At 44.9% G+C, this 20983-nt stretch carries 16 protein-coding genes; 14 read left to right on the forward strand and 2 right to left on the reverse strand.

The genetic code is table 11. The features are described 5' to 3' along the window. Nucleotides 1-17 precede the first annotated feature (17 nt). Entirely contained in the window at nucleotides 18-2168 is a 2151-nt protein-coding gene (mnmC, locus tag AB6D93_RS00160) for a bifunctional tRNA (5-methylaminomethyl-2-thiouridine)(34)-methyltransferase MnmD/FAD-dependent 5-carboxymethylaminomethyl-2-thiouridine(34) oxidoreductase MnmC (protein WP_080582254.1), read from the reverse strand. Nucleotides 2169-2224: 56 nt separating this feature from the next. On the opposite strand from mnmC, the gene fabB reads away from it, so the two are divergent. The 10 genes from fabB (at nucleotide 2225) to purF (ending at nucleotide 17205) form a co-directional block, all read left to right on the forward strand. Further along, on the forward strand, nucleotides 2225-3451 hold the full coding sequence (fabB, locus tag AB6D93_RS00165; RefSeq protein WP_017070308.1) for a beta-ketoacyl-ACP synthase I: 1227 nt from the start codon (nucleotides 2225-2227) through the stop codon (nucleotides 3449-3451). 485 nt (nucleotides 3452-3936) lie between these two features. Continuing rightward, nucleotides 3937-5070: a 4-phosphoerythronate dehydrogenase gene (locus AB6D93_RS00170; RefSeq protein ID WP_017062351.1), complete on the forward strand. Its 1134-nt coding sequence runs from the start codon at nucleotides 3937-3939 to the stop codon at nucleotides 5068-5070. A 12-nt stretch (nucleotides 5071-5082) separates the two neighbouring features. Further along, entirely contained in the window at nucleotides 5083-6096 is a 1014-nt protein-coding gene (locus AB6D93_RS00175) for an aspartate-semialdehyde dehydrogenase (RefSeq protein WP_017062350.1), read from the forward strand. Nucleotides 6097-6303: 207 nt separating this feature from the next. Next, a complete protein-coding gene (locus AB6D93_RS00180; RefSeq protein ID WP_372139304.1) occupies nucleotides 6304-11130 on the forward strand; it encodes a FimV/HubP family polar landmark protein in 4827 nt (1608 codons plus the stop codon). Nucleotides 11131-11324: 194 nt separating this feature from the next. Then, entirely contained in the window at nucleotides 11325-12119 is a 795-nt protein-coding gene (truA, locus tag AB6D93_RS00185; RefSeq protein ID WP_004734161.1) for a tRNA pseudouridine(38-40) synthase TruA, read from the forward strand. 176 nt (nucleotides 12120-12295) lie between these two features. Further along, nucleotides 12296-13222, forward strand: a complete 927-nt coding sequence (accD, locus tag AB6D93_RS00190; RefSeq protein ID WP_017062348.1) for an acetyl-CoA carboxylase, carboxyltransferase subunit beta — start codon at nucleotides 12296-12298, stop codon at nucleotides 13220-13222. 42 nt (nucleotides 13223-13264) lie between these two features. Next, complete coding sequence (folC, locus tag AB6D93_RS00195) at nucleotides 13265-14527, forward strand: bifunctional tetrahydrofolate synthase/dihydrofolate synthase (protein WP_102332531.1); 1263 nt, start codon at nucleotides 13265-13267, stop codon at nucleotides 14525-14527. Continuing rightward, complete coding sequence (locus AB6D93_RS00200; RefSeq protein ID WP_017063432.1) at nucleotides 14528-15103, forward strand: SPOR domain-containing protein; 576 nt, start codon at nucleotides 14528-14530, stop codon at nucleotides 15101-15103. A gap of 61 nt (nucleotides 15104-15164) precedes the next feature. Further along, on the forward strand, nucleotides 15165-15656 hold the full coding sequence (locus tag AB6D93_RS00205) for a CvpA family protein (RefSeq protein WP_009848678.1): 492 nt from the start codon (nucleotides 15165-15167) through the stop codon (nucleotides 15654-15656). A gap of 34 nt (nucleotides 15657-15690) precedes the next feature. Beyond that, nucleotides 15691-17205: an amidophosphoribosyltransferase gene (gene purF / locus AB6D93_RS00210; protein WP_017066676.1), complete on the forward strand. Its 1515-nt coding sequence runs from the start codon at nucleotides 15691-15693 to the stop codon at nucleotides 17203-17205. Between the two features lie 122 nt (nucleotides 17206-17327). Here the strand turns inward: purF and AB6D93_RS00215 are convergent, their stop codons facing one another. Next, the gene (locus tag AB6D93_RS00215) at nucleotides 17328-18203 is read right to left on the reverse strand and encodes a LysR family transcriptional regulator (RefSeq protein ID WP_017062344.1); all 876 of its coding nucleotides are present in this window, start codon (nucleotides 18201-18203) and stop codon (nucleotides 17328-17330) included. A 228-nt stretch (nucleotides 18204-18431) separates the two neighbouring features. Between AB6D93_RS00215 and AB6D93_RS00220 the strand changes: the two genes are divergently transcribed. The 4 genes from AB6D93_RS00220 to apt all read left to right on the forward strand — a co-directional run bounded on the left by AB6D93_RS00220 (nucleotide 18432) and on the right by apt (nucleotide 20974). Then, entirely contained in the window at nucleotides 18432-19535 is a 1104-nt protein-coding gene (locus AB6D93_RS00220) for a response regulator (RefSeq protein WP_102332530.1), read from the forward strand. 148 nt (nucleotides 19536-19683) lie between these two features. Continuing rightward, nucleotides 19684-19821, forward strand: a complete 138-nt coding sequence (locus AB6D93_RS00225; RefSeq protein ID WP_017067606.1) for a hypothetical protein — start codon at nucleotides 19684-19686, stop codon at nucleotides 19819-19821. 74 nt (nucleotides 19822-19895) lie between these two features. Further along, nucleotides 19896-20267 carry a YbaN family protein gene (locus AB6D93_RS00230; protein ID WP_029225617.1) on the forward strand — a complete coding sequence of 124 codons (372 nt, stop codon included), beginning with the start codon at nucleotides 19896-19898 and terminating at the stop codon, nucleotides 20265-20267. Between the two features lie 161 nt (nucleotides 20268-20428). Further along, nucleotides 20429-20974, forward strand: coding sequence for an adenine phosphoribosyltransferase (gene apt, locus AB6D93_RS00235; RefSeq protein WP_017062340.1), 546 nt, complete (start codon nucleotides 20429-20431; stop codon nucleotides 20972-20974). The last annotated feature ends 9 nt before the right edge of the window (nucleotides 20975-20983 follow it).

Here is a 20983-nt window from a genome sequence, read left to right on the forward strand (position 1 = left end):
AATAGCTGAACTAGAAACTACGGCTTTGATTTAGAATGCTTGTCAGCAACCCATCCAGCCGTTAATGCCTTACCTTTACGCAGTCTGCGTACCCACATTCGACTTGGGTGAATCGCCTCAAGCACATCAACAGGCAAGGGCAGCGGATCGCCACAGATCTGTGATGCTAATACTTCAGCCAATAATGGTGCAGAGCTCAAACCACGTGAACCCAGTCCGATAAAGCAATAAAGGTTAGGGAAGCTTGTTACCGTTTCTACATCCTCAACCGAGTCACGCTGCGGGTTGAAGTTGTGGAGATCTTGGTACTGCTCCTTAATGGCTTCAAAGTCACCAACGTTTCCGACAAACGGAAGGTGGTCACGGCTTACGCTTCGGATACCTTGGCGCGCTAAGTTGTCACTGGTATCGACATCTTTTGTCCATGCTTGGTCTGGTAGTGACCCATGTAGGCGCTCGCCATTGTGCTGCTGAACCTCAATATCAAATTCTTGGTCGATATTGGTTTTGTCGTAGTTCGCACCAATACAGTGATGACCATTGTTGGGGTTCTGTGGCGTCAAATAGCCATCAAAGCACAACACGGTTTTTAGCTGGCTGAGATTTTCCGTGGTCGGAATATGGCTCACTTGGCCTTTAACCGGAGTCAGTGGTACTGGCTGAGTTTGTTCAAACTGAGTGAACTTGTGTCCGTTTGCGACAACTACTTGGTCGTGCTTAGTTTGAATCTCACCTTGAGGTGCCTCAATCGTCAGTAACCATTGTTTTTCAGCTTCGAGCCACTCAAGTTGCGTTACTTGATGTTGATAGTGTGCGCTCACTTGGTTGCTCTCTTCTAGCTTGCCAATCAAGCCTTGAGTCAGTTGAAGAGGGCTTAACCAACCACCCAGCGGAAAGTAAACACTCTCTTTATCGACGGGTAAGCCAATCTTTTCGTTGGCTTGCTCTGGCGATAAACGCTGAATCAGGTCGGTGTGGAAGTTGCCTTCCAACATGCGGTTGAGCTTTTTAGTGGAGCCTTGATCCCACATCAAGATGTTCACGCCACACAAGCTGTGATCAAATTGAATAGACTGAGCCGCTTGATTAATAAATTGACGAGCAAACAGTAATCCCGGGCCAAACACGCGAGACACGTTCGAGGTCGCTTCGCTTAATAGCGGGTAAATCGCACCTTGGTTGTTACCTGAGGCATTGCCCGCAGCTTGTGGATGTTCACAATAAAGGGTGATGTTTTTACCACGACGGCTTAGCGTTTTGGCTAATGCAGCACTGGCGACACCACCACCAATGATCGCAATGTCTTGGGATTCAGTGTGTTGAGCGAGGCCATACCAAGGTTTGATGTTGGTGTGAGCGTGCTTTTCGCCAAGTCGGCCGGCGATCATTTCTCGCTTAGTACCAAAGCCTTTGACCTTTTTCATTTCAAAGCCAGCTTCAATTAAGCCACGGCGAACAAAGCCAGCAGCGGTGAAGGTGGCGCAGCTACAATCTTGCTTAGCGAGCTTAGCCATGCCGTTGAATAGGTTTTGATTCCACATCTCTGGGTTCTTGCTCGGAGCAAAACCGTCTAAGAACCAAGCATCAACCAAACCTTCACGCGGGGTTGGTACGTTGGGCATGCAATCTTTAATATCGCCAAACCACAAATCAAGCGTGATTGCACCGTCACCCAGCACAATGCGGTGACATTCAGGTAGAGCAATAGGGTAGTGTTCTTGGAGTTGCGTCGCATACTCGGCTAATTCTGGCCACGATTGGTGTGCTTTGATGAGATCCTCTTTATTTAAAGGATATTTTTCAAAACTGATGAAATGTAACTCTTTGGTCATCGCTTGTGGGTTATCTTTAAGAAAAGCATCGAACCATTGCCAAACTGCAAGAAAGTTCAAACCTGTGCCAAAGCCGGTTTCAGCAATCACAAAGCGGCGTTGTTCATGTTCAAGCCAACGCTCTGGAAGGTGGTTTTGCTTTAAAAAGACGTAGCGAGTTTCTTCTAAACCGTTAACATTGGAGAAGTAAACGTCGTCAAATTGGTCTGAAACTGGCGTGCCAGACTCATTCCATTCCAGCTCTGCATTAGTAATTGAAGTCATAAAATCTATCATTTTGTGATTTGAAGCGATATGTTGGTAGGGATTGTACGAATTTCTAGGAAAGCTGACCACTTTTGTTAGGCTTCTTAGTTATCATCTAGCTGAATTTAGAATTATAGGAATGTCACATGAAACGAGTCGTAATCACCGGTATGGGTATTGTTTCAAGTATCGGTAACAACGTCGAAGAAGTTTTAGCATCACTGAAAGAGGGTAAATCTGGTATTACCGCTTCAGAGCAGTTCAAGGAAAATGGCTTGCGCTCTCAAGTATGGGGTAACCTAAAAATGAACCCTGCTGACCATATCGATCGCAAAAAAATGCGCTTTATGGGTGATGCAGCGGCATTCGCTTATCTTTCAATGGAGCAAGCAATTGCTGATTCTGGCTTAACTGAAGATCAAGTATCTAATGACCGCACGGGTATCGTTGCGGGTTCAGGTGGTGCTTCATCTCTAAACCAAGTAAACGCGGTAGACATCATCCGTGAGAAAGGCGTGAAGCGCGTTGGTCCATACATGGTTCCACGTACAATGGCTTCTACGGTTTCTGCTTGTCTAGCAACTCCTTTCAAAATCCGTGGTGTGAACTACTCTATGAGCTCTGCATGTGCGACATCTGCACACTGTATTGGTCACGCAATGGAGCTTATCCAACTTGGTAAGCAAGACGTTGTATTCGCTGGTGGCGGTGAAGAACTGGATTGGTCTCTGACTATGATGTTCGACGCAATGGGCGCACTTTCTACTAAGTACAACGACACGCCAGAGCTGGCTTCTCGTACCTACGATGCAGACCGTGATGGTTTCGTTATCTCTGGTGGCGGCGGCATGTTAGTTATCGAAGAGCTTGAGCACGCTGTTGCTCGTGGCGCAAAAATCTACGGTGAAATCGTAGGCTACGGCGCAACTTCAGATGGCTACGACATGGTTGCTCCTTCTGGTGAAGGTGCGGTTCGTTGTATGAAGATGGCGATGCAAAACGTTGATGGCGTTGATTACGTGAACACTCACGGTACTTCAACTCCAGTTGGCGACGTTAAAGAGCTAGGCGCTATCCAAGAAGTTTTCTCTCAAGGCAATGGCGGTGGCAACAGCCCAGCAATTTCTGCAACTAAAGCGATGACAGGTCACGCTCTAGGTGCTGCTGGCGTACACGAAGCTATTTACTCAACGCTAATGCTAGATAACGGCTTTATCGCTCCAAGCATTAACGTTTCGAACCTAGACGAAGCTGCTGCTGGCCTAGACATCGTAACTGAAGCTCGTGATCAAGAGCTAACTACAGTTATGTCTAACAGTTTTGGTTTCGGCGGTACGAACGCAACGCTAGTAATCAAAAAGTACCAAGCTTAACTTAAGCTTGAGTTACATAGACAAGGTTAATCGTTAAAGGGTTGCGCTAGTGCCGATTCAACACGCACAGGTCACCCAGTAATAATGACCATCAGAACAAAGTTTTTAGACGCAGGTTGGTAAACGTGTTTTTTGAACATAGTTTTTAAATCTGGGTTTAGAGATTGAAAGGTTTCCAGAGCTTGACCAGTACTGACTTTGGTTAGTACTGGTTGAACAGACGCAAGACTCTGTCTCCTGGAGAGCGAGATAGGATCCTTTTGTTCTGGATGTTTGCCCGATTGTTTATTCAATCGGGCATTTTTCGTTTTAGCCGTTTGATCTTGGGTGTTCACTCTGGTTTCGGTTCTTGTCTGCCAAGGTTAGGTGATTCAGCCCTTTATTTATAATGTATTCCAATTGCTACTCGACACCGTGTGTGGAATTTTGCACAATCATTTCAATTCACATTTAGGTCGATAGACCCCAACAAAAGTACTCGCCAAATGAAAATCTTAATCGACGAAAATATGCCTTACGCTGAAGCGCTTTTTAGCCAGCTAGGGGAAGTGACAATGAAGTCTGGTCGCACATTAACAGCTGACGACCTAGTTGACGTAGACGCATTGATGATTCGCTCTGTTACCAAGGTAAACGAGTCATTGATCAGCAAAGCCAATAAGCTGAAGTTTGTTGGTACTGCGACGGCTGGCATGGATCACGTTGACCAAGAGTTGATGAAAGAGCGTGGTATTTTCTTTACTGCGGCACCTGGTTGTAACAAGGTGGGTGTTGCTGAGTACGCGTTCAGTGCGATGATGGTGCTTGCGCAGCAACAAGGCTTTTCTGTTTTTGATAAAACGGTTGGTATTATCGGCTGTGGTCAAGTGGGCAGTTACTTAGCGAAGTGCCTTGAAGGTATTGGTATCAAAGTTCTGCTGAACGACCCTCTAAAACAGCAAGAGGGTGATACTCGCGAATTTACTGAGTTAGAGACTTTGCTTGAACAATCAGACGTTATTACATTACACACGCCAATCACTAAGACGGGTGAGTATCCAACGCATCACTTGATCAGTGAGCAAGTGCTGAACAACTTACGTGCTGATCAAATCCTGATTAATGCAGCTCGCGGTCCTGTGGTTGATAACCAAGCGCTAAAAGCTCGCCTGCAAAAAGCCGATGGTTTCACTGCAGTGCTTGATGTGTTTGAGTTTGAACCTGAAGTCGACTTTGAGCTTCTTCCGTTACTCGCTTTTGCAACGCCTCACGTAGCGGGCTACGGTTTAGAAGGTAAAGCGCGTGGTACCACGATGATCTTCAACAGTTATTGTGAATTTTTAGGTACTGAACAGCGTGCGTATGCAAGCGACTTATTGCCGACAGCGCCTGTACCTCAAATGAAATTAGATAGAGCTTGGGATGAAGCAACACTGCACAATTTGACTCAGTTGATCTATGATGTGCGCAAAGACGACGCCTTATTCCGTCGCAATATCGTTACGCCGGGTTCTTTTGACAAGATGCGTAAAGAATATTGGGACCGCAGAGAGTACAGTGCAGTCGAGTTAACGGGCGACGAATCTTGTAATTTAACGCCGTTATCTAAACTCGGTTTTATGGTAAAGCCAACTTTATAAAAGAGAGAAACAATGAGCCAAGAATTTAATATTGCTATTTTAGGTGCGACTGGTGCGGTTGGTGAAACCATTCTTGAAGTACTTAAAGAGCGTAAATTCCCTGTCGGTGAAATGCACTTACTAGCAAGTGAACGTAGTGAAGGCAAAACTTCCCGTTTTAACGGCAAAACAATACAAGTACAAAACGTAGAAGACTTCGATTGGTCTCAAGTACATATTGCGTTTTTCTCTGCAGGTAGCGAGCTTTCAGAGCGTTGGGCTCCAATTGCGGCTGATGAAGGTGTGGTTGTCATCGATAACACATCACGCTTCCGTTACGAATACGATGTTCCTCTGGTTGTGCCTGAAGTGAACCCTGAAGCGATTGCTGAGTTCCGTAACCGTAACATCATCGCGAACCCTAACTGCTCGACTATCCAAATGGTAGTAGCGCTAAAACCAATTCACGATGAAGTGGGCCTTGAGCGTATTAACGTTTCAACTTACCAATCTGTGTCTGGTGCAGGTAAGCCAGGTATCGATGAGCTAGCGGGTCAAACGGCTAAGCTTCTTAACGGTATGCCAGCTGAAAACTCAGCGTTCTCACAACAAATCGCTTTCAACTGTATTCCTCAAATCGATGAATTTACAGAGAACGGCTACACGCGTGAAGAGATGAAGATGGTTTGGGAAACTCAAAAAATCTTTGCTGACTCTTCAATCACAGTGAACCCGACTTGTGTCCGCGTACCAGTATTTTACGGTCACGCAGAATCTCTACACATTGAAACTCGCGCACCAATCGGTGCAGAGCAAGTGGTTCAGCTTCTAGAGAACACAGAAGGTGTTGAAGTATTCCAAGCGCTAGACTTCCCAACTCAAGTTCGTGATGCAGGTGGTAAAGACCACGTAATGGTTGGTCGTATTCGTAACGACATCAGCCATCACAGTGGCGTAAACATGTGGGTTGTCGCTGATAACGTTCGTAAAGGCGCAGCAACAAACGCAGTTCAAATCGCTGAAGTTCTGATTCGCGATTACTTCTAAGCTTTATTGCTTTGATAAAAAAGCCTCACTCTTTAGTGGGGCTTTTTTAATCGATTAAAAATATTGTTAGTCAAATTGTGTGAAATTGCTGCGAATATTGTTGCTGCAACACATTTTTTGTTTTCATCTCTATAGTTTTACGTCATTTATCCGATATATTTAATAGATCATCACTTTTCCGAATTTAAGCACCTAGCTGAGCCTTTTATGTTTCAAATTTTCAAGCCGTGGTTAATGCCTTTTGCCTTTATCATTGCGACTCAGATTTCCGTTGTTCGTGCAGATTCCATTCGAGTTGTAGGGCCTAATGGCCAGATACAATCAGCGCCTACGTTTTCAGAACCACTTCAAAGAGCGCAATCAAATAGCGCTGAGCCTTCACGTTTCTATGGTCCAACTCGCGGCTCAGAAACATTGTGGTCTATTGCCTCAAAGTTACGCCCTGATAACTCCGTTTCAGTCCAACAAACTCTGTTGGCTATTTATCGCTTAAACCCACAAGCGTTTGAAAACCAGAATATCCATAGCCTGCTGCCTGCGAGCAATCTACGCGTGCCTTCTTTAGAGCAAGCACGTGCAAGCTCGACGCAGCAAGCTATCAACATCATGAACTCACATCTTGCTAAGCTTGATGCTCCTGCAAGTAAGCCTGTCGCTTCAAAACCCAAAGCGCCGAGTTCTGATGCAAAAAATGTTACTCCTGCTAAGCAAGTAAGCACTACTGAAACTGCTAAAAAGCCATTGTCTCCAACTCAATCATCTCTAGCTCAATCTGCACCAACCCAAGAGATGAACAAGTTAGAGAAGCAGCTAGAGCTTTCAGAAACTGAACTGCTGTCACTTGAAGAGAAAAATCACCAACTTCGTTTGATGTTATCGAATGTTCAATCGGAAGTGGATGAGCTAAAAACAGAGCTCAGTGATGAAGACCGCATTCGTAGCGAAGTGGAAAAGCTGCTTGATGAAGAGCGCAGAAAGAACGCCGAAATTGAAAAGATGGCACCAAGTGTCATTGACGAACTGTTATCGAATGGTTGGTTAGTGGCGGCTCTTGCGATTATTCCAGGTCTGCTCATTGGTTTGATCGTTGTGATGCTGTTAGGCCGTCGTTCTAAAAATGATGAGCAACAGCAGACGACTCAAGAACAACCGCTCCAGCCAGAACCAAGTACCGTTGCACCTATTACATTGGGCGACGAGATGGACGACCTTAACGAGCTGTCTTTAGATGATGACTTGTTTGGTACGGAAGATGACGCCAACAAGCTATTTGACGATCAAGCGCTAGCCGAAGAGGATGATGTCTTTGCTGGTTTAGATGAATCTGATCTCGATTTCAATCTAGATGGTGAAGACGATGACCCATTTGCTAGCATTGGCGAAAACGGTGATTTAGACACCAACTTCGACGATCTAGATTTAGACAGCAGCAACGGCATTAGTGTTAATGGCGAAGAGAAAGCGCTTGGCCTTGAAGAGATGGAACGTGCGCTAGACAAAACAGCGGAAAGCGCCGTCGATACTGATGATGTTGACTTTGATCTTTCTGATGATAACGCAATGTCTGCTGATGACATTGAAGCTTTACTATCTCAAGAGTCTGAAACTGAAGATCTCGGTTCCAACGAGCTAGACCAATCTTTATTAGATGATCTGTTTGCTCTTGATGACGAAGATGACGACAGCTTCGATATTGATGCTCTGATTTCGGAAGAGCAAAGTGATTCGCCTTCTAGCACTGAAACACCAGCAAGCGATGATTTTGACATCGATGCGCTTATCTCTGAGCAACAAAGTGAGACTAAGCCTGTTGATTTGAGCAATGACGATTTTGATATTGATGCTCTAATCTCTGAACAACAGTCCCCTGAGCCAGCTTCACCGACAGCGAATGATGATATTGATGACATCTTTGCCCAAGTTGCTGCTCAGAACGATCAAGCGAATGACCCTTTCAACCTCGATAGCGACGATGAGATTGCCACTAACCTAAACAGTGGTTTGGCGTCTGATGATGATATCGAAAACATTCTGTCTCAGTTCGATAAGCCCATCGTAAATGAAGAACCTCAAGACAGCGTTGATCTGCTTGATGAGCAACTGGCAGGCGATGACGTAGACCTAAGTAACTCGACAGACCTTCTTGATGAGATGCTAGGGGACGATTCGGATGATGAGTCTGAAAGCGAACCTCTTGGCTTTGATTCTCTGTCTGAGCTTGAAGAGCTTTCTGGTTTATCGACCGATGATGACCTCAACATCGCAGAAGACAGCACGGAAACCTTGGATGAATTAATAGGTGACTCTGACGACGATGATTTCGAACTCGACGCCGAAAGTACCGACTTATTGGATGATTTCCTTGATAGTGAATTGTCAGATGATGAGCTTTTAGCGGATGCATCAAAATCAGAATCTCTAGACCCATTTGATGACTTACTGACAAGTGGCATTGAAGACGAGCTTGAATCTGAAGATAAGACGTTTGATAAAGAGTTAGACGCAGCCTTTGGTTTGGACAACGCCAATGAGAAGCCTGAAAAGGACTCAGACGTTGAGCTTACTCCGTTAACCTCTGAAGGTGAGCCTGAGCAAGATCCGGACATTAGTGAAACACCACAACCTGAAGTCGTTACTGATGAATCGTTAGATTCTGAAATGACTCAAGAAAGTTCTGACATTAAGCCAGAAAATGATGAAGCCTTTAATCGTGATGGTTTTATCGATGATTTGTTCGGTGTCGCACCGGCAACGGATGCTTTGCTTGATGACTCGCTAGAAACAACAGACGAAGCGTTGATTGATGAGTTAATGACTTCTGATGACAATGATTTGTTGCCAGCAATAGAAGAGCCTGTTGAACCATCAATTGAAAATACGGTTGAATCAGAGCAAGCGCCTCTTTCAAACAGCAACGAAGTATCAGCGCAAGAAACCGCATCATCGGTGGAGGATGATAAATTGGATATCGACTCGCTGTTATCTGAGAATTCTGATTTTGATAAACCAGATTTTGAAGAGCGAGTTCAAGAAGAAAGCGCACAACAAGAATCTGAGCCGAAAGAAGCCGACGTACAAGAGCAAGCTTCGCCATCGTCTTTGAACGATATCTCTGAAGATGAAGAAGAAACGGTTGAAGACTGGTTAGCTGAAGCCATCGACGATGTAGAGTCGCCAGCGAACATTGACTCTGATTTTGACTTTGAACCGAAAATCCAAGGTAGCGATCAGCTTGAAGATGTCGTTGAATCCTTGCCAGAGCCAGAGCCAGAGCCAGAGCCAGAGCCAGAGCCAGAGCCAGAGCCAGAGCCAGTTCGTGCTGCAAACATGCCAGAGATCATTCCAAATGAATTTGGTGTGCCAGAAGACGATGATTGGCTGATTGAAGATGAGGCGTCTGAACCAGAAGCATTAGCGGAAGCTGACGTAACACCAGAGCCAGTAACACCTGTCGCTGAACCTCAGTTAGATGAAGAACCGCAAGTTGAAGCTACACCACAAACGGAAGTAGCAGAACAAGCTGAAGTTCTAGGACAAGAAAGCGCAGAAGAATTCTCGTTTGACGACTTCGAGCTACCAGAGTTTGGTGAAGAAGATGCACTAGCGGAAGCTGATGCTGAATCAACAACAGAATCAGTATTGCCTGCTGTTGAGCCTCAAGCTCAAGCTAAAGAGCAAGACGACGAAGAGTTCTCGTTTGATGACTTTGAGCTACCAGAGTTTGGTGAAGAAGACGCACTAGCGGAAGCTGATGCTGAATCAACACCAGAACCAGTAACGCCAGCTATTGATGCTCAACCAAGTGTTGAATCACAACCTACCGCTGAGCCTCAGTTAGATGCTGCACCACAAGTTGAAACTGCGAAACCAGAAAGCGAAGAAGAATTCTCGCTTGATGACTTCGAACTACCAGAGTTTGGTGAAGGCGATGCGTTAGCGGAAGTGGTGAGTGAACCAGATGAAGCACAGTTAGAGCAAGACTTAGCGCCTGACACAGAGAAGTTCGAGTTCGATGACCTTGATCTTCCGGAGTACGATGAAGAAAGCGCAAAAGCAGACTCTGTTTTAGATGATATTGAGCAAAGCAATGCCGAGCCGGTGGCGGAAGCCCAAGGCGTAGAGTTCGATGAGTTTGATTTACCGGAATATGGTGAAGATGAAGCCATCTCTGATGCGTTTGCTGAGAAGCCAACACCACTGACTTCTTTCAGCCCACAAGGCGAAGAGCAAGATGCGTTGCATGATCTGTTCTCAAATCCGCAGAGCTATAGTCAGGCTGATGATTTCTCGAATGCTGAAGACTCTGAACCGGCTGGTTTTGCACAGCCAGAACAATCACTGAGCGCGGCTTCAGAGCCAAACTCAACGCCTGCAGCGGTTCAAGACGAGCCACTAGAAGGCTTTGATGACTTTGATGAGACAGCATTAGCTGAGTTGCTTTCTGAAGATGTTCAAGACTCTGTCGACAACATGTTCGATAAGCCATTGGACGCAACTTCGATTGATAGCGCAGGGTTAGATATTGACGCCATGCTTGAAGTCGGCGGCGAAGACTGGAAAGGCTTTAACCTAGCGCCAGAACAACAATCGAGCATGCATAATGATGTGCCTGATGACCAACAAGAGATTTGGGCATCGGCTGAACAGCAAGCTGAACCGAAAATCAAAGAAGAGAATTGGGCTGAACAAGACAATCTAACCGAATCAGGCAACAGTCGTGATAAGCAGTACATGACGATTGATGAGCTAATGGCTCAAGTCGAGCAAGAAGGTGAAGAAGTCATTAATCCAGACGATGAAGAGCTTAAACTGGATGTGGGTCTTAACGAATTCCCTGATGTTATCGGTGATATTGGCAATTATGATGTCGACAGCAATGCAGAAGCTGCGGGTAAGCTTGATTTGGCCAAAATCTACATCGAGATGAGTGACTCGCAAGGGGCAATTAAGCTTCTAGAAGAGGCAATCGTTGACGGCAGCGATGATATTCGTCGAGAGGCAAAAAATCTTATCGATACGTTAAACGGTCGATAAATTTACAAATCAGAAAGGGTAGCGTTGGCTACCCTTTATTTTAAGGCGATACAGAGCGCTATCGTTTCATTTGGTTTTTCAACAGCATCGTCTCGGTCGATGCTGATTGTTTATTGAAGTTTTAGCCCCATCCTATTTGGGCTAGCACTGATTTCCGTATATAATTCTCGCCCATTTTCAAAGAGAACAAGAACATGAAAATTGCTTTAGGTATTGAATATAACGGTACCCACTACTTTGGTTGGCAGCGCCAACGAGACGTGAAAAGTGTCCAAGAAGAATTGGAAAAGGCTCTTTCAGTTGTCGCGAATCACCCTGTAGAAGTTATGTGCGCAGGTCGTACAGATGCCGGTGTTCACGGTACGGGACAAGTCGTTCACTTTGAAACTAATGTCGATCGTAAAATGGTGGCATGGACAATGGGCGCGAATGCCAACATGCCAAAAGATATTGCGGTTCGTTGGGCGACAGAAGTGAATGAGGATTTCCATGCTCGTTTCTCGGCTACTGCCCGCCGTTATCGCTACATTATCTTTAACCATGCACTACGCCCAGGCATTTTGAATTCAGGTGTGAGCCATTATCATGGTCATCTTGATGAGAAAAAAATGCATGAAGCGGGTCAGTACTTACTTGGTGAGAATGACTTCACTTCGTTCAGGGCAACACACTGTCAATCTCGTAGCCCATGGAGAAACATGATTCACTTGAACGTGACTCGTCATGGACACTACATTGTGATCGATATTAAAGCGAATGCGTTTGTTCACCACATGGTGAGGAATATTACGGGTAGCCTTATTGCCGTAGGTAAAGGTGAGCAGAAACCAGAGTGGATCCAGTGGCTTTTAGAAGCTAAAGATCGAAAAGTAGCCGGCGCAACTGCAAAAGCGGAAGGTTTGTATCTGGTGGATGTTGATTATCCTGAACATTTTGAGCTACCACGAGAGCCAATTGGTCCTCTATTTTTACCGGATAATTTGAACTAAATGTGAGACTTAGGTTCAAAAATTATTACGGTTTAGTGCGTAAGATAGTCCCAGAAAATAGGTACAACCAGTTTTTTATCTACAGTCGCTGTTTTATGTGCTTTAATTCCCACGCATAATTCCCAAATTTATTTCTTTCGCAATCAAGCGGAAGAATCGAAACAAAAAGGTCTTCCATGAGTTGGCTTGAAAAGATTTTAGAAAAAAGCAACATCGTAACATCTCGTAAAGCGTCTATCCCTGAGGGTGTTTGGACGAAATGTACTTCTTGTGAGCAGGTTCTGTACCATGCTGAACTAGAGCGTAACCTAGAAGTATGTCCAAAATGTGACCATCACATGCGCATGAAAGCACGTCGTCGTCTGGATACATTCCTAGACAAAGGTGAGCGTGTTGAACTAGGTGCTGATCTTGAGCCACAAGACAAGCTGAAGTTTAAAGACTCTAAGCGTTACAAAGAACGTATCTCTGCTGCTCAAAAGAACAGTGGTGAAACAGACGCATTAGTTGCAATGAAAGGCGAACTATTGGGTTTACCTATCGTAGCGTGTGCTTTTGAATTCTCATTCATGGGCGGCTCAATGGGTTCTGTTGTTGGTGCTCGTTTCGTGAAAGCGGTAGATGCTGCTATCGAGAACAACTGTGGTTTAGTGTGTTTCTCTGCAAGTGGTGGTGCTCGTATGCAAGAGGCATTGATGTCTCTAATGCAAATGGCGAAAACCAGTGCTGCGCTTGAGCGTTTATCTGCGAAAGGCCTACCGTTTGTTTCAGTTATGACTGATCCAACAATGGGTGGTGTTTCTGCAAGTTTGGCAATGCTTGGCGATATCAATATTGGTGAACCAAAAGCACTGATCGGTTTTGCTGGACGTCGTGTAATCGAACAAACGGTACGTGAAGACCTTCCTGAAGGTTTCCAACGCAGTGAGTTCCTACTAGACCACGGTGCTATCGACATGATTGTTGACCGTCGTGAGATGCGTCAGCGCGTTGCAAGCCTTGTTGCTAAAATGACCAACCAGCCTTCACCATTAGTAGTTTCTGTGAACGATTCACCGAATGAAGCTACTTATGAAGTACCAGAAGCGCCAGAAAAAGGGTAAAGTACCTTCTAACAAACCAACTTAATTATGGTTATGAGTTAGATGAGTCAACAACCTATTCCTCAAGCCACATCCTCTTTGGAGATGTGGCTTGATTATTTATCAAACATCCACATAAGCGCTATTGATCTTGGATTAGACCGAGTTCAGGCCGTCGCCTCTAAGGCAAACCTCACCAAACCTGCTCAACATGTTATTACTGTTGCCGGAACCAATGGCAAAGGCTCAACATGTGCACTGATGGAAGCGATTCTATTGGACGCTGGTTACTCAGTTGGTGTCTACAGCTCTCCTCACTTAATTCGCTATAACGAACGTGTTCGTATCAACGGCCAAGATCTATCTGATGAAAAGATGGTTCAGTCTTTCGATTTCATTGAGAAAGAGCGTGGCGAAATCAGCCTGAGTTTTTTCGAATATGGCACTTTAGCGGCGTTACGTGCATTTCAAACTGAAGCGGTTGATGTTGTGCTTTTAGAAGTGGGTTTAGGCGGGCGTTTAGACGCGACCAATATCGTTGAGCATGATGTTTCTGTGATTACTAGTTTGGCTGTCGACCATGTTGACTGGCTAGGTGATGACATCAATGTGATTGGTTTTGAGAAAGCGGGCATTTATCGTAGCGGTAAACCCGCTATCTGTGGTCAACCCAAGCCACCGGCTACGGTTGCAGCGCACGCTGATGACATTAAGGCTGAGTTCTACCAAGTCGGTATTCAATACACTTATGATGTTGACGGTGATACGTGGAACTGGCGCAGTGGTGCATTCCAACTAGAATCGCTACCTATTCCAAGCCTGCCGTTACCTAACGCTGCAACAGCGTTGATGGCATTGGGCACATCAGAGCTTAGTATTAGCGACGTGAACGTGGTTAACGGCATGAAGAATGCGCAGCTTCCTGGGCGTATGCAGCAAATTAGCGAACAACCGGTGATTGTGCTTGATGTAGCACACAACCCGCATTCTGCTGAGTACTTTGCGCAGCAAGTCGCGAAGAAGTATGCAGGCAAAAATTTACACGTTGTAGTCGCCATGCTTCATGACAAAGATATCCCCGCGACATTGGAAGTATTAGCTCCAATAACAACACATTGGTACCCAGCTTCGCTGAACGGCCCACGAGCCGCAACAGCCGCTGAATTGTGTCAAAGCTTACCTGAAGGTGTAGAGCGGTATTCAAACCCTGTTGTAGCGTTTGAAGCGGCTTTAGCTTCTGTTAAAGGTGACGATGTTGTGTTGGTTGTCGGTTCTTTCCATACAGTGGGTGAAGTGTTGGAGCATTGGCAGAAAAAAGGAAACTAAATGGCAAGTAAATTCCAAAGCCGGTTAGTCGGCACCATCATTTTAGTGGCCATTGGTGTGATTGTATTGCCCGATGTACTAGATGGTAAGAAGCTCCACTACAAAGAAGAGTTTGCAAGCATTCCAATTAAGCCTGAGCTTGATAGTAATGTTGAAGTGTTTGAAGTACTCGATCCCGTTGAAGATCAGATAGCGCTACCGGATTCTCCGGTTGAGCAAGTGGTTGAAAGTGGTCGTACTGATAATTCAAACACGCAAACCGCGTCTTCTTCTAATGATAAAGAAGCAGACAAAGTGGCAGTTGTGGTTAAGCCGGTACCTGAAAAAAATGAATACCAAGACAGTGCTTGGATTATTCAATTGATGGCTTTGAAGAATGCTGACAACGCAAAAAACGTTGTTAAGGATCTGCAAAAGCGCGGTTATCAGGCTCACACCAAGCAAGAAAAAACTTTTACGCGAGTAATTATTGGCCCGGATGTCTCTAAATCCAAACTTGAGCGACAAATTAAGGAATTAGAAAAAATTACGGGTTCAAAAGGCCAGTTGCTCAAATTTAAACCGTTAAATCCATAAGAAAACGTTTGCGTCAGCATTTTTTCTGTTAAAATGCGCGCCAACTTAAGATGAAGAATTCATGAATTGGTTAGATTTTGTCATTTTAGGCGTGATCGGCTTCTCTGCCGTGATCAGTTTAGTTCGTGGTTTCGCTAAAGAAGCCTTGTCACTCGTTATTTGGTTTGGAGCATTTTTTATTGCTAGCCAGTACTACGCTAAATTAGCGATGTACTTCACCAATATCGAAGATGAGATGTTTCGAAACGGAACTGCGATAGCAGCATTGTTTGTTGCAACGTTAGTTGTGGGTGCCTTAGTTAACTATGTCATCGGTCAACTAGTTCAGAAAACAGGCCTGTCAGGTACAGACAGAATCCTCGGTGTCGTCTTTGGTGGCTTACGTGGTGTTTTGATTGTTTCTGCAGTGTTGTTTTTCATGGATGCGTTTACTGCATTCCCAAGTTCTGAGTGGTGGAAGAATTCGCAATTGGTTCCAGAATTTAGTCGAATCATTGCGCCGTTCTTCGAGCATTTACAAGCAACATCTAGTTTCTTATCTGGCGCGCTCTAGCGCCAGTTAATGTCGAAAAATCGAGGATTAGGACATGTGTGGTATTGTTGGAATCGTGGGTTCAACACCTGTAAACCAGTCTATTTATGACGCTTTAACGGTATTGCAGCATCGTGGCCAAGATGCCGCTGGTATTTGTACCATAGAAAGCAATCGTTTCCGTCTGCGTAAGGCGAACGGTTTAGTAAAAGATGTTTTTGAAGCAAAACACATGCAGCGCCTACAAGGTGAAGTTGGTATTGGCCATGTTCGTTATCCTACTGCGGGTAGTTCAAGTGCGTCTGAAGCTCAGCCTTTCTACGTAAACTCTCCTTTTGGCATTACGTTGGCGCACAACGGTAACCTGACGAACGCAAACGAAGTTCGTGAGAAGTTGTTCGAAAAAGACCGTCGTCATGTAAACACAACCTCTGACTCTGAAGTTCTACTGAACGTATTAGCTCATGAGATCGATACTGTTAAAGGTAACGTAACTTCAGATGACGTTTTCCGCGCTGTGGCAAATGTGCATCGTACAATTCGTGGTGCTTACGCCGTAACGGCGATGATCATCGGCCACGGTATGATCGCATTCCGTGACCCACATGGTATTCGTCCATTGTGTCTTGGTAAGCGTGAAGTTCAAGGTAAAACAGAGTACATGGTTGCGTCTGAATCGGTAGCACTCGATGCTGTTGGTTTCGACTTCATGCGCGACGTAGCACCAGGTGAAGCTATCTACGCAACGTTTGACGGTGAGCTTTTCACTAAGCAATGTGCAGACAACCCACAACTGAACCCATGTATCTTTGAGTTTGTATACTTTGCACGCCCAGATTCATTCATCGACAAAATCTCGGTTTACAGCGCACGCGTTGAGATGGGTGAGATGCTTGGTAAGCGTATTAAAGAAGAGTACGCAGACTTAGACATTGATGTAGTTATTCCAATCCCTGAAACATCAAACGATATTGCGCTACGAATCGCTCAAGCGATCAATAAGCCATACCGTCAAGGTTTCGTGAAAAACCGCTATGTTGGCCGCACATTCATCATGCCAGGTCAGCAACAGCGTAAGAAGTCGGTTCGCCGTAAGCTCAACGCAATTCGCTCTGAGTTTAAAGGTAAGAACGTTCTACTGGTTGACGATTCTATCGTTCGCGGCACAACATCAGAGCAGATCATTGAGATGGCTCGTGATTCTGGCGCAAACAAGGTCTTCATGGTTTCAGCGGCTCCAGAGGTTCGCTTCCCTAACGTTTACGGCATTGATATGCCGAGCGCGACAGAGCTGATTGCTCATGGTCGTGATAACGAAACGATTTGTAAGCAGATTGGCGCAGACGCATTGATTTTCCAAACACTACCAGATCTGATTTCTGCAGTAGGTATGGGCAATCAAGACATCTCTCGTTTCGATACTTCTGTATTTAACGGCGAGTATGTAACGGGCGATATCGACCAAGCGTACCTAGATTTCCTAGACTCTTTGCGTAATGACGACTCAAAGGTTCAACGTGAGATTCAACAAGATCTTGCGAACTTAGAGTTACACAACGAAGGCGCTTAATTAGCGTTTCGTTAGTGATAAAGAGTTTTTCCTAGCAATGATTCCGTATTGCTAGCGATACAGAAAATAAAAAACCAGAGCTTCGGCTCTGGTTTTTTTGTTTATAGAGAAGGGGATTGACCTTAATGAATGTGGTACGCGATCACAAAATCAATAAACAATCTCACTTTCTCTGGTAGATGATCTTTGTGGTTATAAAGCATGTAGATATCACGAGGGTTAGCGCTCCAGTCTTCTAAGACTTGCACTAAGCTGCCATCTTCAATGTATTCACGAATCATCACGTCAGGCATTAGGGTGATACCTAGGCCTTCTGAGCACGCTTGTCTTACGACATTAAGCGCATTGGCGTTGAAACGGCCTTTCTCGCTATTCACCACCGTCTCTTCATTCGAATTACTCAGCTGCCACTTAATCAGCGGGTAGCCTTTGAGTAGCGAATGGTTCGCTAGCTCTTCAGCATGGCTTGGAGCTGGGTTCTTCGCTAAGTACTCAGGGCTCGCGATAAGAATATCTTTGACTTCACTGATTTTTCGAGCGATTAGGCTTGAATCACGCTGAGGGCCGACTCGGAAAATTACGTCCCACTCCGTTGGATCCAGCTGATCCGCTTGGTTGTTCATCATCAGCTCAATATTGATATCAGGGTATTGAATCATGAATTCACTGAACATTGGCATCATCATGCGCTTGGTCAGGTTTGAGGGTGCCGTAATACGAATCTTACCGGAAGCGCCTTTGCACACGTCAGTTAACTCTTCTGCAGTAGAAGAGAGACGTTGCAACAGCGGAGAGCATTCATTGAAGAAACGTTCGCCTGCCTCTGTTAAAGAAAGTTTACGCGCGTGTCTATTGAGAAGCCTAAGGTTCAAAGAATCTTCTAAGGCTTGGATGCGTCGTGTGATGGTCGCAACCGGAATCATAGTCTTGCGCGATGTTGCGGTGTAGCTCCCATTTTCAACGACGAGTCGAAAGAGGTTTAAATCATCTAATTTCATAAATCCAGACACATTTGTTTACAATCTCATCTAATTTATACGTAACAGTGAGATCAATGTTTGCGTTACGTCAACTCGTTGCACTATTTACAAGTATTCCAACCCTCGTCACGAATTACCAGTAAAGAGTGCAAATTTGTGTATTTAGCATTTTATTACTAAGTTTTATATTAGTTCTTAGAACAGATAACAATAATAATTCGACTTAGTTTTGTGAGGTTATAGATTATGTACAAAACTCACAGTCAGCCAGTAATGACCTCGGCTCAGGAAGTAATTAACCAAAAATGCGTGATGTTGGTTGATGATGATCCTATTTTTCGCCGTATAACCAGCGCGTACCTAGACAAGGTCGGTTATAAAGTGGTTGAGGCTGAAAATGGACTGGACGCTTTGCAGAAACTTAGAGACTCAGCGCCAGATTTAATTGTGTGTGACTTATCAATGCCAATACTTGATGGCATAGAGCTTGTGGAAGAGCTCAGTTTAGAGTACCCGTCACTGCCTATGATCGTTGTGTCTGGCACTGATGATATGTCTGACGTGGCGAAAGCCTTGCGATTTGGTATTAAAGACTTCTTGGCGAAGCCGTTAGAGGATCACCGTCACCTAGGAAGTGCGATTGCGAATACATTGACAGATTCGTTCGATAACATTTCAGACCAACGAGATTTTTCGAGCCAATGGTTCTGTGTGGATGATGGGGGAGAGATCCCTGAAGACCAAGAACTGCATTGGCACCTGAATTACCTTCAAGATAACCCAAGCGCAGCAAAAGACTTACTGCATGCGCTGCTTCCAGAGAAAGATACGCGACAAGGCTCATGGCGTTGCAGTTACCGGTTACTGCAATCAACAGAGATGATGCCACTTGTGTTTGACTATGCGTGGATGATGAACGGGCAGTTTGCTTTTTACCTAGTCGATTCATCGTCGTCTGATAATGGCGGCTCCGCGACAACATTGTTAGTGAGAGCGCTGTTCCACGATTACATAAGAAACAGAAAAGATTTTAATGTTGATCTCAAAGATATTGCTGAAATCTTAGAGAAGGGGATTCGTTGCTCTAAATGCTCCACCCCAGTGAATGCCTTGTTTGGTGTTGCTGACCTTGCCGAGGGAACCATCTCCATTTTGCCTGCGGGTCTAGACGGGCAATGGTCGAATGGTGAATTGAATCAATATATTGCAGCAGGTGAGCGCTTGGGTGAGAACTGCAAGAAGAACTTTATTACGCGGGACCTTCCGATCGAACAGGGCTGCCAACTGTCGTTGAGCCTACTTGGAGCGGCAAGTTTTAGTTTAGACATACACCAAGGGTCTACTGATTAACCCTATATTTCCTCGGTTTTTGTGAATAATTGATTAAGGTATAGTTGCGCAAATGGTGTGGCTATGCCTTTTTTGTTAAATGTCGATTTAGCAAAGCGGGTTTGGTTCGCCGGATACTTACCTTCACTAACAAAAACAAGAAGCAATCATGGCAGATAACAAAGACTTTCAAGACCCGTTTAATGTATTCTACTTTTTAGGATTTTTAGCCGCATTTTTAATGATTCCATTGCTACCAGCAACACTTACGTTGATCCGTGTATTCAATGGTTACGCAACATTCTAGTTAAGCTGTCGTCGCCGATTGGTGATAGCTAACTCAAGGAGGCCACAATTAGCGTTCGAGTTTTAAGCCTCAATATTGCTGGTGGCCTTTGTATATTTCTCGCAGTTCTAGGGATAGTTTTGCCCGTTCTGCCAACCACTCCTTTTCTCCTTCTTGCCAGCGCATGCTTCATGCGAAGCAATCCGAAAGTTCATAAATGGATGCATGAGCACAAAACGCTGGGTCCTTTGCTGAACAATTGGTATCAACACGGTGCCGTCACCAAACAAGTTAAAACGCGTGGCGTATTCTTTATCTTGTTGAGTTTTGCGTTATCCATCTACTTTGCCCCTATCATTTGGGTCAAGGCTTTCCTAATTTGTGTACTTGTTATTCTTCTCACATGGTTTATGCGACTTCCAACCCATGAGTTGGTTGCTGACAGCAAAGAAAATCACTACCATTAAGCCAGTGTGCCTGCTTGTATAGCGGGCGTTTATTATTTCAGCAATCAGAGTTATGACTCTCGTTGCAATGAATACCAATCGTACCTTTCCTTAATTCCGAGCGTTGATGTTTGATTCGTTAACGAGAGTTTGGAAAGCGGCCTAATGAAGTGCATAAGATTATGAACACAGAAAAAATCTCTCTGATCAAAGCAAGCATCAAAAGCATTCCTGATTACCCTAAAGCGGGTATTTTGTTCCGTGACGTAACAAGCTTGATGGAAGACCCAGTAGCTTACAAAGCGACTATCGACCTGCTAGCGGAAACATACAAGGACATGGGCTTTACTAAGATCGTTGGTACTGAAGCTCGTGGTTTCCTATTTGGTGCGCCTTTGGCACTTGAGCTAGGTGTTGGCTTCATTCCTGTTCGTAAGCCGGGCAAGCTGCCTCGTCAAACTGTGGCACAATCTTATGAGCTTGAGTACGGCACCGACACTCTAGAAATCCATACTGATGCTATCGTTGAAGGCGATAAAGTGTTGATGGTTGATGATTTGCTAGCAACGGGCGGTACGATTGAAGCAACAACAAAGTTGATTCGTCAGCTTGGTGGTGTGGTAGAACACGCTGCATTTGTTATTAACCTTCCAGAAATCGGTGGTGACAAGCGCTTACAAGGCTTAGGTCTAGAAGTGTTTAGCATCTGCGAATTCGACGGTCATTAATCCTTTTCG

Source organism: Vibrio sp. 10N.247.310.23, assembly GCF_041467155.1.
GTDB classification, from domain to species: domain Bacteria; phylum Pseudomonadota; class Gammaproteobacteria; order Enterobacterales; family Vibrionaceae; genus Vibrio; species Vibrio crassostreae_C.

What these genes read in the sequence shown, in the direction of transcription:
- AB6D93_RS00200 (WP_017063432.1), top strand. Translation starts at nt 14,528, where the DNA reads ATGGCAAGTAAATTCCAAAGCCGGTTAGTCGGCACCATCATTTTAGTG.
- AB6D93_RS00215 (WP_017062344.1), bottom strand. Translation starts at nt 18,203, where the DNA reads ATGAAATTAGATGATTTAAACCTCTTTCGACTCGTCGTTGAAAATGGG.
- AB6D93_RS00225 (WP_017067606.1), top strand. Translation starts at nt 19,684, where the DNA reads ATGGCAGATAACAAAGACTTTCAAGACCCGTTTAATGTATTCTACTTT.
- AB6D93_RS00205 (WP_009848678.1), top strand. Translation starts at nt 15,165, where the DNA reads ATGAATTGGTTAGATTTTGTCATTTTAGGCGTGATCGGCTTCTCTGCC.
- purF (WP_017066676.1), top strand. Translation starts at nt 15,691, where the DNA reads ATGTGTGGTATTGTTGGAATCGTGGGTTCAACACCTGTAAACCAGTCT.
- AB6D93_RS00175 (WP_017062350.1), top strand. Translation starts at nt 5,083, where the DNA reads ATGAGCCAAGAATTTAATATTGCTATTTTAGGTGCGACTGGTGCGGTT.
- AB6D93_RS00170 (WP_017062351.1), top strand. Translation starts at nt 3,937, where the DNA reads ATGAAAATCTTAATCGACGAAAATATGCCTTACGCTGAAGCGCTTTTT.
- truA (WP_004734161.1), top strand. Translation starts at nt 11,325, where the DNA reads ATGAAAATTGCTTTAGGTATTGAATATAACGGTACCCACTACTTTGGT.
- AB6D93_RS00220 (WP_102332530.1), top strand. Translation starts at nt 18,432, where the DNA reads ATGTACAAAACTCACAGTCAGCCAGTAATGACCTCGGCTCAGGAAGTA.
- AB6D93_RS00180 (WP_372139304.1), top strand. Translation starts at nt 6,304, where the DNA reads ATGTTTCAAATTTTCAAGCCGTGGTTAATGCCTTTTGCCTTTATCATT.
- apt (WP_017062340.1), top strand. Translation starts at nt 20,429, where the DNA reads ATGAACACAGAAAAAATCTCTCTGATCAAAGCAAGCATCAAAAGCATT.
- accD (WP_017062348.1), top strand. Translation starts at nt 12,296, where the DNA reads ATGAGTTGGCTTGAAAAGATTTTAGAAAAAAGCAACATCGTAACATCT.
- fabB (WP_017070308.1), top strand. Translation starts at nt 2,225, where the DNA reads ATGAAACGAGTCGTAATCACCGGTATGGGTATTGTTTCAAGTATCGGT.
- folC (WP_102332531.1), top strand. Translation starts at nt 13,265, where the DNA reads ATGAGTCAACAACCTATTCCTCAAGCCACATCCTCTTTGGAGATGTGG.